Source organism: Methylobacterium sp. GC_Met_3, assembly GCF_026540775.1.
Lineage (GTDB): Bacteria > Pseudomonadota > Alphaproteobacteria > Rhizobiales > Beijerinckiaceae > Methylobacterium.
Map to the genome: position 1 here is coordinate 23,875 of NZ_JALNUL010000014.1, position 14,134 is coordinate 38,008.

The 14,134-nt window shown below is 69.8% G+C and carries 12 protein-coding genes; 2 read left to right on the forward strand and 10 right to left on the reverse strand.

The features are described from left to right. The first annotated feature begins 151 nt into the window (after nucleotides 1–151). Nucleotides 152–1,282 (forward strand): serine hydrolase, encoded by a 1,131-nt coding sequence (locus tag OXS27_RS17455; protein WP_267357860.1) that lies wholly within the window; start codon nucleotides 152–154, stop codon nucleotides 1,280–1,282. On the opposite strand, the gene OXS27_RS17460 is transcribed toward OXS27_RS17455, so the two are convergent. From OXS27_RS17460 to OXS27_RS17505, 10 genes are all read right to left on the reverse strand, one after another. Further along, entirely contained in the window at nucleotides 1,279–2,436 is a 1,158-nt protein-coding gene (locus tag OXS27_RS17460; protein ID WP_267357862.1) for a M20 family metallopeptidase, read from the reverse strand. The two genes, OXS27_RS17455 and OXS27_RS17460, sit on opposite strands and share 4 nt — an antisense overlap. A gap of 77 nt (nucleotides 2,437–2,513) precedes the next feature. Continuing rightward, nucleotides 2,514–4,340 carry a glutamine--fructose-6-phosphate transaminase (isomerizing) gene (gene glmS, locus OXS27_RS17465; protein WP_243920681.1) on the reverse strand — a complete coding sequence of 609 codons (1,827 nt, stop codon included), beginning with the start codon at nucleotides 4,338–4,340 and terminating at the stop codon, nucleotides 2,514–2,516. 158 nt (nucleotides 4,341–4,498) lie between these two features. Beyond that, nucleotides 4,499–5,527, reverse strand: a complete 1,029-nt coding sequence (locus tag OXS27_RS17470; RefSeq protein ID WP_276592616.1) for a bile acid:sodium symporter family protein — start codon at nucleotides 5,525–5,527, stop codon at nucleotides 4,499–4,501. 208 nt (nucleotides 5,528–5,735) lie between these two features. Then, the gene (locus tag OXS27_RS17475; RefSeq protein WP_267357864.1) at nucleotides 5,736–6,116 is read right to left on the reverse strand and encodes a nuclear transport factor 2 family protein; all 381 of its coding nucleotides are present in this window, start codon (nucleotides 6,114–6,116) and stop codon (nucleotides 5,736–5,738) included. Between the two features lie 201 nt (nucleotides 6,117–6,317). Beyond that, nucleotides 6,318–7,694, reverse strand: coding sequence for a bifunctional UDP-N-acetylglucosamine diphosphorylase/glucosamine-1-phosphate N-acetyltransferase GlmU (gene glmU, locus OXS27_RS17480; protein WP_267357866.1), 1,377 nt, complete (start codon nucleotides 7,692–7,694; stop codon nucleotides 6,318–6,320). 73 nt (nucleotides 7,695–7,767) lie between these two features. After that, nucleotides 7,768–9,339 (reverse strand): RNA polymerase factor sigma-54, encoded by a 1,572-nt coding sequence (gene rpoN / locus OXS27_RS17485; protein WP_267357868.1) that lies wholly within the window; start codon nucleotides 9,337–9,339, stop codon nucleotides 7,768–7,770. A 637-nt stretch (nucleotides 9,340–9,976) separates the two neighbouring features. Next, nucleotides 9,977–10,339 carry a hypothetical protein gene (locus OXS27_RS17490; protein WP_243920692.1) on the reverse strand — a complete coding sequence of 121 codons (363 nt, stop codon included), beginning with the start codon at nucleotides 10,337–10,339 and terminating at the stop codon, nucleotides 9,977–9,979. A 4-nt stretch (nucleotides 10,340–10,343) separates the two neighbouring features. Then, a complete protein-coding gene (locus tag OXS27_RS17495; protein ID WP_267357871.1) occupies nucleotides 10,344–10,574 on the reverse strand; it encodes a hypothetical protein in 231 nt (76 codons plus the stop codon). A gap of 103 nt (nucleotides 10,575–10,677) precedes the next feature. Next, nucleotides 10,678–12,264 (reverse strand): glucan biosynthesis protein, encoded by a 1,587-nt coding sequence (locus OXS27_RS17500; protein WP_267357873.1) that lies wholly within the window; start codon nucleotides 12,262–12,264, stop codon nucleotides 10,678–10,680. Nucleotides 12,265–12,351: 87 nt separating this feature from the next. Beyond that, entirely contained in the window at nucleotides 12,352–13,017 is a 666-nt protein-coding gene (locus OXS27_RS17505) for an SCO family protein (RefSeq protein WP_267357875.1), read from the reverse strand. Between the two features lie 202 nt (nucleotides 13,018–13,219). Here OXS27_RS17505 and OXS27_RS17510 point away from each other — a divergent pair, with 202 nt between their 5' ends. After that, a complete protein-coding gene (locus tag OXS27_RS17510) occupies nucleotides 13,220–14,122 on the forward strand; it encodes an MBL fold metallo-hydrolase (RefSeq protein ID WP_267357877.1) in 903 nt (300 codons plus the stop codon). Nucleotides 14,123–14,134 lie beyond the last annotated feature (12 nt).

Below are 14,134 nucleotides of genomic sequence, written 5' to 3' on the forward strand. Positions count from 1 at the left end.
CGCATCAGGCCAACGATTCCGGCGGCAGGTTGCGCGCGGCAGGCTCATTCGTACCGCGCGGCGCAAGGCATGCTTTCCTCTCGGTCTGTGCCGTGAGAGGCCCGGGACCGACGGGGCTGCGCTCATCGCGCCCGAAAAGTGGAGATCGTGTGTGAGGCAGGACATGGTGCCGTCATGGCCGGGGCAATCGTGGGATCGGGCCGATCCCGCTGCGGCCGGTCTCGATCCCGTGCGCCTTGCGGAGGCGGTGGCCTATGCCGAGGCGCACGAGAGCGCGTGGCCGCGCAGCCTGTATTATCCGGATGGGCGCTATGTCGGGATCGTCGAGTGGAACGAGACCGGACCGTGGAGCGCGATCGTGGGCCCGGTGCGGGAGCGGGGCGGCCCGGCGGGCGTGATCCTGAAGGGCGGCCGCCGGGTGGCGGCCTGGGGCGACACCGGTCGTCCGGACATGACCTTTTCGGTCGCCAAGAGCTACCTGGCGGTTCTGGCCGGCCTCGCTCACGATGACGGGCTGATCCCCGAAGTGGATGCCCCGGTCCGCGACAGCGTGCCGGACCCGCTCCTCGACGGCCCGCATAACGGCGCGATCACGTGGCGCAACCTGCTGCAGCAATCGAGCGAGTGGCAGGGAACGCTGTTCGAAAAGTCCGATCAGGTCGACCACTTCCGCCAGATCGGCCCGGGGGCGGACAACAGCCGCAAGGGTGAGAAGCGAGCGCCGAACCCGCCCGGTTCCCACTACGAGTACAACGACGTGCGGGTGAACCTGCTGTCCTACTGCCTAATGCGGTTGTTCGGCCGCGCCCTGCCGGAGGTGCTGCGCGCGCGGATCATGGACCCGATCGGTGCGTCCACCGACTGGGCGTGGCACGGCTACGACACGGCCTGGGTCACGGTCGACGGCAATCGGATCCAGTCCGTCCCCGGCGGCGGCCATTGGGGTGGCGGCCTGTTCATCGGCGCCGACGACCACGCCCGGTTCGGGCTGCTCATCGCCCGCGGCGGCGTGTGGAACGGCCGCCGGCTCCTGTCGGAGCGTTGGATCCGCGCCATGCTGACCCCGTCGCTGACCCTTGAGAGCTACGGCTATCTCTGGTGGCTCAACCGCGGCCCCGCCGCCAGGCCGCAGCTTTCCGCCAACGCGTTCAGCGCACTGGGAGCCGGCAACAACGTGATCTGGTGCGATCCGGACCGCGACCTCGTGGCGGTGCTGCGCTGGATCGATAAGAGCGCCGTCGACGGGTTCCTGCTGCGTCTCGCGGCGGCCCTGCGGGATTAGCCGCTCAGCGCCGCGATGGTCTCGGCCATCGCGCGCCCCCTCGGCACGAGGCTGCCCACCTCCAGGTACTCCTCGGGCGAATGCGCCTTGCCGCCGACCGGGCCCACGGCGCAGAGGGTCGGGCAGCCGACGCTGGCGGTGAAGCCGGAATCGGCGCAGCCGCCCGCGAACTCGCCTTCGACCGGCCGGCCGAGCCCCGCGCTGACCGTGGCATAGGTCTCGAACAGCGCCCGGGAGGCCGCATCCTGCACCAGCGGCAGGAACTCGCCCTTGATGGTCAGCTGCGCCGTGGTGTCCGGCACCGTGGAGGCCGCCACGATCGCGGCGATCCGGTCCATGGCCTCCGCGCGGTCGGGCGGGGTGACGTAGCGCAGGTCGATCTCGCAGGTCGCCCGGGGCGCCACGGTGTTGACCGACTGGCCTCCGGCGACGAGCCCGACATTCACCGTGATGCCGCGCGCGAGATCTGTGATGGCGTGGAACGCCACGGTCTTGTGGGCCAGTTCGAGAATGGCGCTGCGCCCCTCCGCATAGTTGCCGCCGGAATGGGCGGCCTTGCCCAGCACTTCGAGCTGCATGAACACGCCGCCCTTGCGGCCGGTGACGACGTTCCCGGTCGGCCGTCCCGGCTCGGAATTCAGCACCGCCCGGGCGCCGCGGGCGGTGTCCTCGATGATCGGCCGGCAGGCCGGCGAGCCGATCTCCTCGTCGCTGGTGAACAGGCCGACCAGCGGCACCGGCGCGCCGCCGGCCCGGTGATAGGCCGCCAGCACGAAGGCGTTCATCACGAGGCCGGCCTTCATGTCGGCGACGCCCGGCCCGTAGGCGCGGCCTTCAGCGACGTGGAACGGCCGGCGCGCCACCTCGCCCTTTGGGAAGACCGTGTCGCGATGGCCCATCAGCACCACCGGCCGGTTGCCGCCACCGGAACCCGCGACCTCGGCTTTGAGCGCGTCGCCGTAGCCCGCGACCGGGATCGTGGTGACCGGGATGCCCTCGCCGGCCAGGAACGCCGCGATGCGGGCGCCGACCGCATCCACGCCCGGCTTGTCGTATGATCCGGAATCGAGATTCACGAGGTCTTCGAGGAGCGACAACATCGCCCCCTCCTGCTCATCGAGCCAGCGGAAGGCGGCGGACGCGCGATCGGTCATGGAGGTCCTCATTCCGGGATCGACGCGACCGCCCGCAAAGGCTGCGCCGCGCCGAATGGGCATGCGCCGAGGCGCGGCTATTCCACCGTCACCGACTTGGCCAGATTGCGCGGCTGATCCACGTCTTTCCCCATGAACACGGCCGTGTGGTAGGCGAGCAGCTGGATCGGCACCGCGTAGACGATCGGCGCCACCGTGGCGTCGAGCGCCGGCATGGTGAAGGTCGCCAGCGTTTCGAGGCCGTGCTCGGCCGCGCCCTTGGCGTCGCCGATCAGCACGATCCGGCCGCCGCGGGCGGCGACCTCCTGCATGTTCGACATCGTCTTCTCGAACACCGCATCGTGCGGCGCGATCACGATCACCGGCACGCTCTCGTCGATCAGGGCGATCGGCCCGTGCTTCAGCTCGCCCGCCGCGTAGCCCTCGGCGTGGATGTAGCTGATCTCCTTGAGCTTCAGCGCGCCTTCCAGCGCCATTGGGTAGCTGGTGCCGCGGCCGAGATAGAGCACGTCCCGCGCCTTCGCGACCTCGCGGGCGAGACCTTCGATTGCGCTCTCCTGGGTCAGCGCCTCCGCCATCAGGCCCGGCGCCTTGATCAGGGCGTCGACCAAGCGCCGCTCGCCCTCTGCGTCGAGGGTGCCGCGCGCGCGCCCGGCCGCGATGGCGAGGCAGAGCAGGACCGTGAGCTGGCACGAGAACGCCTTGGTGGAGGCGACGCCGATCTCCGGTCCGGCCAGTGTCGGCATCACCACGGAGGATTCCCGCGCGATGGTCGAGGTCGGCACGTTGACCACGCTCAGCGTGTGCTGGCCCTGGGATTTTGCGTAGCGCAACGAGGCCAGGGTGTCGGCGGTCTCGCCCGATTGCGAGATGACCAGCGTCAGCCCGTCCCGTTCCAGGGGCGCCTCGCGGTAGCGGGCCTCCGATGCAACGTCGATCTCGACCGGCAGCCGCGCCACCTGCTCGAACCAGTACCGCGCGACGAGGCCCGCATAATAGGCGGTGCCGCAGGCGGTGATGTAGACGCGGCTGAGCTTGGCGAAGTCGAAGGGCAGCGGCTCGGGCAGCATCACCCGGCCGTTCGCCATATCGACGTAATGGGCGAGCGTGCGGCCCACGACCTCGGGCTGCTCATGGATCTCCTTGGCCATGAAGTGGCGATACTCGCCCTTGTCGATCCGGTAGGCCTGGGTGGCGATCTTCTGGCGCGGGCGCTCGACCGTGGCGCCCGACGCGTCGCGGATCTCGGCGCCGTTCCGGGTGAGGATCGCCCAGTCGCCTTCGTCGAGATACGTGATGGCGTCGGTGAACGGGGCGAGCGCCAGCGCATCTGAGCCGAGATAGGTCTCGCCCTCGCCGAAGCCGATCGCGAGCGGCGCGCCGTGGCGGGCGCCGATCAGCAGATTTTCCTCGCCGGCGAAGATGAAGCCCAGCGCGAAGGCGCCGCGCAGCCGCGGCAGGGCGGCTGCCACCGCCTCGACGGGTGCCATCCGCCGGTCCATGTTGCGGCTGACAAGCTGGGCGACGACCTCGGTGTCGGTTTCGGTCTCGAAGACGATGCCGTCGGCCTCAAGCTCCTGCTTCAGCTCGCGAAAGTTCTCGATGATGCCGTTGTGCACGACCGCCAGCCGCTTGGTGGCGTGCGGATGGGCATTGGTCTCGTTCGGCCGGCCGTGGGTGGCCCAGCGGGTGTGGCCGATGCCGATCGTGCCGGCGAGCGGCTCCTGGACGAGCCGCGCCTCCAGGTTGACGAGCTTGCCCGAGGCCCGCCGCCGCTCCAGGCGGCCATGCTCCAGGGTGGCGATGCCGGCGGAATCGTAGCCGCGGTATTCGAGCCGCCGCAGGGCCTCGATCACCTGCCCCGCCACCGCGTCGCGTCCGACGATGCCGACGATGCCGCACATGGGATGTCTCTCGCTTTGACGTCCGGATGGCCGCGCGCGGACGCGCCGCGCAAGGTCCGGGCCGTTCGCTCAGGCCTTAGCCGAGCGTGGCTTGTACCGGATCATGGCCGGGCAGGGCCAGCCCCGGCCGAATCGATGCTGTCGCGGCAGCGGTCCCGCTATGGGGGCGTCGTCCCGCGTTTGGTGATGGTCGGATTCCGGCTCGACCAGTAGCCGGCCAGTACCGAGCCCGACAGGTTGTGCCACACGGAGAAGACCGCCCCCGGCAGGGCGGCCAGCGGTGAGAAATACAGCTTGCCCAAAGCCGCCGCGAGGCCGGAATTCTGCATGCCGACCTCCAGAGCCAGCGTGCGGCAGGTGCCCTCGTCGAAGCCGAGCAGGCGCCCGCTCCAGTAGCCGCAGAGCAAGCCGGCGCCGTTGTGCAACACTACCGCCAGCAGCACGAGCGGCCCGACCGCGGCGATGCTCGCCCGGCTGCCGGCCACGACGGCGCCGATGATCAGCAGGATGGCGACCATCGACACGACGGGCAGAGCGCGCTCGAGGCGCCCGACGAGGCGCGGCGCGAGCCGGTTGAGCGCCAGCCCCAGCGCCACCGGTGCCGCCACGATCTCCACGAGGCTGGCCAGGAGCCCCGCCACATCGACCGGCACGGCGGCGTCGACGTAGAGGCGCACCAACAGCGGCGTCGCCACGAGGCCCACCAGCGTCGAGGCCGTGGCGATGGTCACCGATAGCGCGACATCGCCGCCCGCTATGTAGACCATCAGGGTGGAGCTCGTGCCGCTGGCGACGCTGCCGACCAGCACCATGCCGGTCGTCAGCTCCGTGCCCATGCCGAGGGCGTGGGCGATGGCCCAGGCGGCCGCGGGCATCACGAGGTAGTGGACGACGACACCGGCCGCGACCGGCGCGGGCCGGGCCAGGATCCGGCCGAAATCCGCGGGCGTCAGCGTCACGCCGAGGGCGAACATGATCACGGCCAGCAGGGCAGCGACGTGCGGGAGCACCGGGAGGAACACGTCCGGCACGACGTAGGCGGTCGCCGCGGCCAGGATGGCGCAGACGGGAAACAAGCGGTTGAGCAGCATCGTGCGGGCCGGATCCGGAAAGGCGGCGGCCGTGTTCCAGCTGCGCCAAGGCGCGTCAAGCTTGGGCGTCCCCGCGGGCGTCGCTGTTGGATCCAAGCGTCTTCCTACCGGAGCGGCGGCGGTCTCACTTCAACTAACCGGAGGTGGCTTTCGGTATGTGCCGGCGACCGTTCGTGCGGCTGGTGTAGGTCTGGTGCTGAATGGCTGCTTGGGGTGGATATCTGCTGGTCTGCTATCGGCTGTTGAACCTTGAAAGCGGACTCTCGCTTCTCGGCGGTTCGCGTTGCCAGTCCGGGGCTCGAAGTCAGACAATCCGTTCAACCCATTGCGAACGCGACGGTCCCGGGGCGAACGGGTCGCCGAAATATTGCGTTTCCCGAACGACTTTCCCGTCGCGAAACTCCATAATGCTCACGGTGTAGGACGGCTTACCGTCATACGTGAGTACGTACTCCGTCACCCATAGATCGCCAGAGCCGACAATCCGTCGCACATCAAATCGCTTCTTGTTTGGTTGCGCCGTACGAGATGCCTGGATCTTGTGCCGCCCGCTGATGCGCTCGCCAGATTGAGGATATTCAAGCACTGCGTCGTCGCCATAGATCTGATGCTCTTCCTTGAAATCGTAAGCGTCCGAGGCTGCCCAGTGCCGGTCGAGAGCGCGTCTGATCTCCTGATCGTTCATGGAAGACATCCCGCGCCTATTCAGCTTAACCGTCGGTTCGAGCGGATGGGTGTGAAAGCACGCGCATTCCACCGTTGAGACCGAAGCGCTACCCACGACTGCTTTGGAGCATTAGGCAAGCCACGACCAACGTCAATTATGGGTCGCACTCGGTCATCGCAGACTCGAGCTGTTTAAGCGCGGGCCCCGGATCCCCAAGCCTCAACGCCCCCCGCGCAACGCCTTCTCGGCGAGCAGCGCCGCCCGCTTCAGCTTGGCCCAGCCGGGCTTCACCACCTGCCGGCCGCGGGCGACCGCCATGGCGTCTGCCGGCACGTCGTCGGTGATGACCGAGCCGGACGCCACGTAGGCCCCCTCCCCCACGGTCACCGGCGCCACCAGAGCGGAGTTCGAGCCGATGAACGCATGGGCGCCGATCGTGGTGCGGTGCTTGAGCACCCCGTCGTAATTGCAGGTGATCGTGCCGGCGCCGATATTGGCCTTCGCGCCGACCTCGGCGTCGCCGAGATAGGTCAGGTGCGCGGCCTTGGCGCCGGCCCCCATCCGGGCATTCTTCAGCTCGACGAAGTTGCCGAGTTCGGCGCCGGTCTCCAGCACCGCATGGCCACGGAGGCGCACGAACGGTCCGATCCGGACACCCGCCTTCAGCTCGGTCTCGGTGAGATGGGCGAAGGCCCGCACGGTGCAGCCGTCGCCGATCCGCACGCCTGGCCCGAACACCACGTTGGGTTCCACCATCACGTCGCGCCCAAGCATCGTGTCGTAGCTCAGGAAAACCGTCTCGGGGGCGATCAGGGTGGCGCCGCCCAGCATGGCGTTGCGCCGGAGCCGGCCCTGGATCGCCGCTTCGGCGACGCTGAGCTGCACCCGGTCGTTGACGCCCTGCGCTTCCGCCTCGTCCACCGGCACGACGGTGACAGACAGGCCGTCCGCCACCGCGAGCGCCACGGCGTCCGGCAGGTAGTATTCTCCGGCGGCGTTGTCGTTGCCGATGCGGGTGAGCAGCGACAGGGCATGCCGCCCGGACAGCGCCATCAGCCCGGCATTGCACAGGGTGACGACCCGCTCGGCCGCGCTCGCATCCTTCTCCTCGCGGATCGCCAGTACGCGGCTGCCCTCGGTCAGCACGCGCCCGTACCCGGTGGGCGACGGGCTCTCGAAGGCGAGCACCGCGATGGCCGCACCCTCGGCCAGCGGCGCGCGCAGTCTCAACAAGGTCTCGGCGGTGACGAGCGGCGTATCGCCGAACGCGATGACCACGTCGTCGTCCGGGTCGGCGAGCACGTCGCGGGCGGCCAGCACCGCGTGGGCGGTGCCCAGACGCTCGGCCTGCGGGAAGATCTGTGCGCCGGGGGCGGCCTTCGCGATCTCGGCGGCGACGTCGTCGCGTCCGGGCTCGGCCACCACGGCGATCCGCCCGGCGCCCGCTGCCTGTACGGCGGCCAGGACGTGGCCGAGCATGCTCCGCCCGGCGATCCGGTGCAGCACCTTCGGCAGATCCGAGCGCATCCGCGTGCCTTTCCCGGCCGCGAGCACGATGGCGGTGAGGCTGCGCGGGGGCGTTCCGGTCGGATGCATCGCGGGTCCAGGCGTCGTCAGGGCGCGCCACGGATGGGCCGGACCGGCGCGCCGCGCAAGCCCAGCCGTTTGTTCAGCGCAGGGCCAGGGCGGCGTGGTGGCCCGAGCCGTGGGCGAAATGCTCCCGGCGGCGTTCGATCGAACTCGGGATCCGAAGGGATTCCCGATACTTGGCCACGGTTCGCCGGGCGATGTCGACGCCCTCGCCGCGCAGCTTCTGCACGAGCGCATCGTCGGACAGCACGTCGTTCGGCGTCTCGCCATCGACCAGTTGCTTGATCCGGTGGCGCACGGCCTCCGACGAATGGGCCGCCGCGCCGGCGGCTCCCGGGATCGCCGCGGTGAAAAAGTATTTCATCTCCAGCGTGCCGCGGCTGGTGCCGATCGCCTTGTTGGAGGTGACCCGCGAGACGGTCGATTCGTGCATGCCGATCGCCTCCGCCACCGTCTTCAGGTTCAGCGGACGCAGATGGGTCACGCCGTACATGAAGAAGCCGTCCTGCTGGCGCACGATCTCGGTGGCGACCTTCAGGATCGTGCGGGCGCGCTGCTCCAGGGAGCGGGTGAGCCAGTTGGCGTTCTGCAGAGCCTCCGACAGGAAGGCCTTGTCGCCATCGGCGGTCGCGCCGCGCACCACCCGGGCGTAATAGCTTTGATTGACCAGCACCCGCGGCAGGGCCTCGCTGTTCAGCTCGACCAACCAGGAGCCGTCCGGCGCCGCGCGCACGAACACGTCGGGGATCAGCACCTCCGCGGCGTGCGAGCCGAAGGCCCGGCCGGGCTTCGGATCGAGCCGGCGGATCTCGCCCAGCATGTCGACGAGATCCTCGTCGTCCACGCCGCAGAGGCGGCGCAGCCCGGCGAAATCGCGCTTGGCCACGAGGTCGAGGCGCGAGACCAGCGCCTGCATGGCCGGGTCGAACCGGTCGCGCTCGCGCAGCTGGATCGTAAGACATTCGGCGAGGTCGCGGGCGGCGACGCCGGGCGGATCGAACGCCTGCACCAGGGTCAGGACGCGCGCCACGGTCTCGGGGTCGGCGCCCAGGCGCTCGGCCACCCCCTCAACCGTTTCGCGCAGGTATCCCGCCTCGTCCACCGCATCGATCAGGAAGCCGCCGATCAGCCGCTCCATGGGGTTGCGCGTGGCGAGATCGAGCTGGCCGGCGAGATGGTCCCGCAGCGAGGTCTCCGCCGTGAGGGTGGCCTCGAAATCCGGGGCTTCCGCGTCGAAGCTGCCGCCGCTGCTGCCGTAGGGTGGCGGCGTGAGCGAGAGCATGTCGCCGCCGCCGATCTCCCGCGCCTGGACCGGCACGTCGTCGGGGAAGACGTTGTCGAGGCGCGTGTCGAAATCGCCCTCGATCTCGCCGCGGCTGGGATTAAGCTCGTTCGACAGCCACGAGTCGGGCTCGGCGCCCTCGAAACCGTCGCCGGCTCCGTCTTCCGCGTAGGCGGGTTCGGCTGCTTCGCTGGTTCCGGTCGGCTCGGGCTCTGCCCGTTCGAGGAGGGGGTTTCGTTCCAGTTCGGCCTCGACATAGGCGGCGAGGTCGAGCTGCGAGAGTTGGAGAAGCTTGATCGCTTGCAGGAGCTGCGGCGTCATCACCAGGGCCTGGCCCTGACGCACTTCCAGCCGTTGCACCAAACTCATACGAGGCCCCGATGCCCTTCCAGCGCGGTTAGCCGGCCACCGCCGAGTGTGTGGCGGCATGAATCTTGCTTGAGTTAGTTTCCCATCTGTAGACCGATCGCGGCCGAACGTCAAAGCGTGTGCGGGGCCGTGCGCTGCCGCCGGGAGCCGCGGGGCTCGGTGCGTGGCGGAACAGACTCACCCACCAGCGTCGCCGGCAACCTAGAGGGTCTCGTTTAAGGAAGTTTTGCGCGGTTCATCCCTCGTCGACCGGCCGGTTCCGCTCAGGTTATCCCCACTTGATTGCAGCGGAAATTGTCTGAGGGCGGATGCATTCACCGCGCGACACGCGATCCGCTGCACGCGTGAACCGACTGTTGCCGCGGATCGCGGACGTCAGCCCTCGGCGGCAGGTCTCGTCGGGCGAGAGTTCTCTCGGGCTATTTGTGCGCCGTGCGGATCGCAGGGAGAAACGATCAACCGTCCCGTCAGCTCGGTGCTGGTCGAGATCGCACGTTTTATCCCGCATCCGGGCTCGGTCGATGTCGGTCGCGGCATCCACATGCCCGCCCACCGTCACTGCGGGCAATCGCCCTGAAGGCCATGGGCGGGGCCTACGCTTCCGTGGCGGCCGGACACTGCCGACTGATTGGGCCGCTCACCAACCGCAGTTCGGAACCGGCGGCTGCGCCTTTGCCAAAGCCGATTTCTCGATCTGCACCATGGCGCCCCAGGCGTATTTCTGCGCGTGGGGCGTGACGTTGGTGAACAGGCAGCCGAGCTGGAAATGGGTCGCGCCCATCTCGCCGGAGAAGGCCATGCAGTCCACGAAGGCCCAGGTCGTGGGAACCGGAATCATCGAGCGCCAGCGCGGCATGGCCACCGGCGAGCAGACTTTCACGGCGCCGGTTGACGCGTCCGCGTTGAGGGAGTCCCCGGGCGCCTGGGCCGCCGCGGGCCCAAGGGTCAGGGCGAGCGGAAGCAGCGCAGCACAGGCGCGGAGATGGCCGTATCGCATCATCGGGTCAGTGCATCGTCCGCCAAAGGGTCGCGAGGATCGCGAAGCCGACGAGGTTATAGAGGATCACCCACAGCCAGACACCCAGGACCGCGCGGCTCGGCTGCCGCGGCTTCTGCCTCCCGAGGTGCAGGCGGTTGCGATCCTCGGGCGTCGGCCAGATCGCGTTCTTGGGCGCCCGGAGCAGGCGCGTCAGCGTCTCGGGCAGGTGCGGGCCGGGCGGTCGCTCGCCGTTCATGACGGCCTCGGATGCGGCGATGGGCGGACCGCGGTCGCGGCCTGTGCCGGGCTTCTACAGGGGGCGGCCCCGGCGCGGCAATGCAGCCCGCACCGCCGGTCGGCTAAAGAACCGTCCCCTGGGCCTCCGGATCGTAGCGGTAGGCCCAGGTCTCGGAGAGCAGCCTCTCGCCGGACTTCAGCCGCAGCCGCATCTCGACCGGCTCCGGCCCCTCGGCATAGACCTTGAAGAAGACCCGCCAGGGGCTCGGCTTGCCGTAGGGCGCCCAGGTGGCGCCGACCTCCTCGGCGCTGCCGCGCGACACCGTCAGCGCGACCATGGCCTTTTCCGGATCAAGCCCCGCCAGGGCCGCGCCCTCGAATTCGAGTACGAATTGCCGCGCGAGGTTGGGCCGGCCCGGGCGGCGGTCGGACTCGGCGAGCCATGAAGCCTTCATCGCCCGCGTGGCGACGCAGCGGGCGAGATCGGTCGAGACCGGTTCCTGCACGGTCCAGCGCAGGCGGTAGGCGTAGCTCCGCTCGTCCCCGGCCTTCGGCGGATCGGCCGGGACCCACATCGCGCCAATGTTGTCGTCGGTCTCTTGGTGGGTCGGGATCTCAACGAGCTGGACGCTGCCCTGTCCCCAATCGCCCTGCGGCTCGACCCAGATGTCCGGCCGGCTCTCCTCGAACCCGTCGTCGATGTAGTGGTCGAACACCCGGTCGCGCTGGAGCAAGCCGAAGCCCCTGGGCGACCGGTCCGCGAAGGCGCTGACGCTGAGCTTCGGCGGGTTGTTGAGCGGGCGCCAGATCAGCTCTCCGGTCCCGGTCTGCATCAGCAGCCCGTCGGAATCGTGCACCTCCGGCCGCCAGTCGCTGGCGACGAACCGGCTGATCCCCTCCGAGTACCAGAGCATCGAGGTCAGCGGCGCCACGCCGAACCGCTCGACGCTCCGGCGCATGTAGAGCTTGCAGGCGACGTCGATGACGACGTGGGGTTCCTTGCGGGCGACGAACTGGTAGGCGCCGGTCAGGCTCTGCCCCTCGAGCAGCGCCAGCACCGTGACAGCCCCGTCGGCGGCCGGGCTGACGTAGAACCGTGTGAAGACCGGGAACTCCTCGGTCTTGCCCGGAGCGGGCGCCGTATCGATGGCGATACCCCGGGCCGAGGCTCCGTACTGCGCCCCGTCGCCTGCGGCGCGGAAGTAGGACGCGCCCAGGAAAGCCAGCCAGTCACCGTCATCGCCGGGCTGACCGGCCGGGAACTTCTGGTAGCGGAAGCCCGCGAAGCCGGCGCCGTCCGGCACGTCCTTGCCGGGGTTGCCGGGCGGGTAGCTGAACAGGTCGTGGCTGTAGAGCACCGGGCGGGCCTGACCGCCTTCGAGCGCGTAGACCTGCACCGGGTGCCGGAAGAAGTTTCCGAGGTGGAAGAAGGTCACCGGATAGGCGCTGTCGGCGTAGAGCGCGTGGGCCGGCGGGTAACGGATCTCCTGCAGCGGCCCGTACGTGAGGGCGTCGAGCGCCTTCGAGGCGGACGCCTCCGGCGGCGGGGTGTAGGGCCGGTCGCGCAGGCTGCGGGCGAGAGCCTTCAGGCGCTCGAGATCCATCGGCTCGGGCGGGCCCAGCCGCGGTCCGGCAGCGGCGAGCGCGGGCTTCGGGAACGGCGCGAGGGCCAGGAGCCCGAGGGCGGTCAGGACGCGACGCGTGATCAAGCGAGAGCCTTGGGATACGGCCGGGCCACGGGGGCGATGCCGCCCTCTAGCCAGCGCGACGCGGCGGCGCAATTTCCCTGATGCAGCTCAGCTCCGCGGCCCGCAGGTGCCCGTGGGGCCGTCCGTCGACCAGAGTTCGGCGCCGCCACCGGGGGCACACTGCCCGGGCAGCGCCAGGGTGATCAGCTTGGACAGTGCCCGATTCTCGTCCTCGCCGTAGCCGATCTCCCCGACCATGCGGCCGGCCTTGTCGAACAACGCGACGGTGGCGGAGTGCTCCATCGTGTAATCGCCGTCCTTCGTCGGCACGCGCCGGTAGGCGACGTGGTAGGCATCGGCCATGCGGGCGACCTGATCCGGAGTGCCGACGAAGCCGCGAATGCGGGAATCGAACGAGACCAGATAGTCCCGCAGCGACTCGGGCGTGTCGCGCTCCGGGTCCAGGGTGACGAACACCACGTTGAGCCGGTCCGCGTCCCGGCCCATCCGGCCGAGCGCCCCCGACAGGGTGGCGAGCGTGGTCGGGCACACCTCCGGACAATGGGTGAAGCCGAAGAACAGGGCGGTCGGCTTGCCGAGGAGGTCGGCCTGGTTCACCGGACGGCCGTCGAGATCCGCCATGGCGAAGGCGCCGCCGACTTTGCGCGGATGGCTGAACCGCGAGCCCTGCTGGGCGACGATCGCCCCGGTTCCGACGGCGACGAGGCCGATCAGGGTGGCGGAAGCGATGAGGGCGATCGGGCTCGGTGCCATGCTGTGACCTACGACGGCGCGTCGATGCCCGTCATATGGGGTTGCCGTCGATCGGCGCGATGCTGCGCGGGGTCGCAACTGGGGGAACACGTCGGGGAACAGCGATAGAGGCGGCCGGTTGCCCGGTCGAGAGCCGGCGCCGCCGCTCTGCCGGCCGCCGCCTGCAGTTCTCCCCTTCCCCTACGAGGCAGGAGCCGCCGCCATGGCCCAGCAAATCCCCGTTGGCCCGGAAGCCAGGGCCGATGATCCGCGGCGCGACGCCGAGCGGGACGATGAAACGCACGCGATCACCGGCGACGTCGCCTATCGCCGCCTCGTCCTCGTGAACGTTGTGTTCGTCGGCGATCCCGGCGCGGGGGATCGTGGCTGGGTCCTGGTCGACGCCGGCGTGATGGGTGGCAAGCGCGCCATCCTGTCGGCGGCCGAGGCACGCTTCGGCGCCGGCGCGCGCCCTGCCGCCGTCGTGCTGACCCACGGCCATTTCGATCATGTCGGCGTGTTGGAGGATCTGGCCGCCGAATGGGACGTCCCGGTCTACGCGCACACGCTGGAACGGCCCTATCTCGACGGCAGCGCCTCCTATCCGACGCCCGATCCGAGTGTCGGCGGCGGGCTGCTCGGCCGCCTCTCGCCGCTCTACCCGACCTCGCCGGTGGACGTGTCCGGACGCTTGAAACTCCTGCCGGAGGATGGCTCGGTCCCGCCCCTGCCGGGCTGGCGCTGGCTCCACACGCCGGGCCATGCACCGGGGCATATCTCGCTCTGGCGCGCGGCGGATCGCACGCTGATCGCGGGCGATGCCTTCGTGACGGTGGCCCAGGAATCGGCCTACGCGGTGGCGCTTCAGGAGCCGGAGCTGCACGGCCCGCCGATGTACCTGACCATCGACTGGGACGCGGCGCGCAACTCCGTGCGGACGCTGGCCGCCCTCGAACCCGAGCGGGTGATCACCGGCCACGGCCGCCCTCTTCAGGGACCGGAGATGCGCCGCGCCCTGAATGCCTTGGCGGCGGATTTCGACCGCGTGGCGGTCCCGAAGCACGGGCGCTTCGTCGAGGCGCCCCTGCGCGCCGGGGACGGCTCGGCCTACAGGGACGAGCGGTGAGCGCGTCCCCGT

What these genes read in the sequence shown, in the direction of transcription:
- OXS27_RS17460 (WP_267357862.1), bottom strand. Translation starts at nt 2,436, where the DNA reads ATGACCGATCGCGCGTCCGCCGCCTTCCGCTGGCTCGATGAGCAGGAG.
- OXS27_RS17490 (WP_243920692.1), bottom strand. Translation starts at nt 10,339, where the DNA reads ATGATGCGATACGGCCATCTCCGCGCCTGTGCTGCGCTGCTTCCGCTC.
- OXS27_RS17510 (WP_267357877.1), top strand. Translation starts at nt 13,220, where the DNA reads ATGGCCCAGCAAATCCCCGTTGGCCCGGAAGCCAGGGCCGATGATCCG.
- OXS27_RS17475 (WP_267357864.1), bottom strand. Translation starts at nt 6,116, where the DNA reads ATGAACGATCAGGAGATCAGACGCGCTCTCGACCGGCACTGGGCAGCC.
- glmS (WP_243920681.1), bottom strand. Translation starts at nt 4,340, where the DNA reads ATGTGCGGCATCGTCGGCATCGTCGGACGCGACGCGGTGGCGGGGCAG.
- rpoN (WP_267357868.1), bottom strand. Translation starts at nt 9,339, where the DNA reads ATGAGTTTGGTGCAACGGCTGGAAGTGCGTCAGGGCCAGGCCCTGGTG.
- OXS27_RS17495 (WP_267357871.1), bottom strand. Translation starts at nt 10,574, where the DNA reads ATGAACGGCGAGCGACCGCCCGGCCCGCACCTGCCCGAGACGCTGACG.
- OXS27_RS17505 (WP_267357875.1), bottom strand. Translation starts at nt 13,017, where the DNA reads ATGGCACCGAGCCCGATCGCCCTCATCGCTTCCGCCACCCTGATCGGC.
- glmU (WP_267357866.1), bottom strand. Translation starts at nt 7,694, where the DNA reads ATGCATCCGACCGGAACGCCCCCGCGCAGCCTCACCGCCATCGTGCTC.